The organism is Lautropia mirabilis, from assembly GCF_900637555.1.
GTDB classification, from domain to species: domain Bacteria; phylum Pseudomonadota; class Gammaproteobacteria; order Burkholderiales; family Burkholderiaceae_E; genus Lautropia; species Lautropia mirabilis.
The window spans coordinates 3,165,001-3,167,500 of sequence record NZ_LR134378.1 but is presented as its reverse complement, the minus strand read 5'-3'; the positions used below and the strand labels follow the sequence as shown (position 1 = coordinate 3,167,500).

1 rRNA gene (cut by a window edge) is annotated in these 2,500 nt (G+C 53.7%); it reads left to right on the top strand.

The window, feature by feature from the left end:
* Positions 1 to 2,328, top strand: a 23S ribosomal RNA gene (locus tag EL249_RS13040) (it extends 549 nt beyond the left edge of the window).
* The last annotated feature ends 172 nt before the right edge of the window (positions 2,329 to 2,500 follow it).

Sequence of the window (2,500 nt, the reverse complement as noted above, 5' to 3'; positions counted from 1 at the left end):
GGCGTACCTTTTGTATAATGGGTCAGCGACTTACGTTCAGTGGCAAGCTTAACCAGATAGGGGAGGCGCAGGGAAACCGAGTCCGAATAGGGCGCCATAGTCGCTGGGCGTAGACCCGAAACCAGGTGATCTATCCATGGTCAGGATGAAGGTTGGGTAACACCAGCTGGAGGTCCGAACCGACTAATGTTGCAAAATTAGCGGATGAACTGTGGATAGGGGTGAAAGGCTAATCAAACCTGGAAATAGCTGGTTCTCCCCGAAAACTATTTAGGTAGTGCGTCATGTATTGCTCCAGGGGGTAGAGCACTGTAATGGTTGTGGGGGCCATCGCGGCTTACCACGCCATAGCAAACTCCGAATACCTGGAAGTATGAGCATGGCAGACAGTCGCCGGGTGCTAACGTCCGGCGGCAAGAGGGAAACAACCCAGACCTACAGCTAAGGTCCCAAAGTGTGGCTAAGTGGGAAACGAAGTGGGAAGGCTAAAACAGTCAGGATGTTGGCTTAGAAGCAGCCATCATTTAAAGAAAGCGTAATAGCTCACTGATCGAGTCGTCCTGCGCGGAAGATGTAACGGGGCTAAGCCATGCACCGAAGCTTAGGCTGCACTCTTTGAGTGCGGGGTAGGGGAGCGTTCTGTAAGCCTGTGAAGGTGTCTCGTAAGGGATGCTGGAGGTATCAGAAGTGCGAATGCTGACATGAGTAGCGTTAAAGCGGGTGAAAAGCCCGCTCGCCGTAAGCGCAAGGTTTCCTACGCAACGTTCATCGGCGTAGGGTGAGTCGGCCCCTAAGGTGAGGGCGAAAGCCATAGCTGATGGGAAGCTGGTTAATATTCCAGCACCGATTTCTAGTGCGATGGGGGGACGGATCGTGGAAGGTTGTCCGGGTGTTGGAAGTCCCGGTTCCTGACCTGTAGGTGTCTGGTAGGTAAATCCGCCAGGCGTATGCCGAGGGGTTGGGACGAGCGAGCTTGCTCGCGAAGCAACTGGAAGTGGTTCCAAGAAAAGCCTCTAAGCTTCAGCTAGAAACGACCGTACCGCAAACCAACACTGGTGCGCGAGATGAGTATTCTCAGGCGCTTGAGAGAACTCGGGAGAAGGAACTCGGCAAATTGACACCGTAACTTCGGAAGAAGGTGTGCCTTGGTAGCTTGAGTGTGAACAACACAAGGGCAAAGAGGTTGCAAAGAATAGGTGGCTGCGACTGTTTATTAAAAACACAGCACTCTGCAAACACGAAAGTGGACGTATAGGGTGTGACGCCTGCCCGGTGCCGGAAGGTTAAGTGATGGGGTGCAAGCTCTTGATCGAAGCCCCGGTAAACGGCGGCCGTAACTATAACGGTCCTAAGGTAGCGAAATTCCTTGTCGGGTAAGTTCCGACCTGCACGAATGGCGTAACGATGGCCACACTGTCTCCTCCCGAGACTCAGCGAAGTTGAAATGTTTGTGATGATGCAATCTCCCCGCAGCTAGACGGAAAGACCCCATGAACCTTTACTGTAGCTTTGCATTGGATTGCGAACCGACTTGTGTAGGATAGGTGGGAGGCTTTGAAGTCAGGACGCCAGTCTTGATGGAGCCATCCTTGAAATACCACCCTGGTTTGTTCGCGGTTCTAACCTAGGCCCGTCATCCGGGCCGGAGACAGTGCATGGTGGGCAGTTTGACTGGGGCGGTCTCCTCCTAAAGAGTAACGGAGGAGTTCGAAGGTACGCTTGGTACGGTCGGACATCGTGCCTAAAGTGCAATGGCAAAAGCGTGCTTAACTGCGAGACTGACAAGTCGAGCAGGTGCGAAAGCAGGACATAGTGATCCGGTGGTTCTGTATGGAAGGGCCATCGCTCAACGGATAAAAGGTACTCTGGGGATAACAGGCTGATACCGCCCAAGAGTTCATATCGACGGCGGTGTTTGGCACCTCGATGTCGGCTCATCTCATCCTGGGGCTGTAGCCGGTCCCAAGGGTATGGCTGTTCGCCATTTAAAGAGGTACGTGAGCTGGGTTTAAAACGTCGTGAGACAGTTTGGTCCCTATCTGCTGTGGGCGTTGGAGATTTGACGGGGGCTGCTCCTAGTACGAGAGGACCGGAGTGGACACACCTCTGGTGTACCTGTTGTCACGCCAGTGGCATCGCAGGGTAGCTAAGTGTGGAAGAGATAACCGCTGAAAGCATCTAAGCGGGAAACTTGCCTGAAGATGAGATCTCCCTGGGGACTCGATCCCCCTGAAGGGTCGTCCAAGACCAGGACGTTGATAGGCCGGGTGTGGAAGCGCAGTAATGCGTGCAGCTAACCGGTACTAATTGCCCGTGAGGCTTGACCCTATAGTTTTGCGAGATCCAGCATGCTGCTGGGCCGCCATCAGTTGACTCGACATGACTCTGCACGCAGACTCGTTCGAGACTCAGTCACATCGTCGTCGGAAACCATGGACTCCTCATGAAACTTCCGATACACTCGTCGACTCCTATCAGACAACGGCAGCAAGCCTTGGCA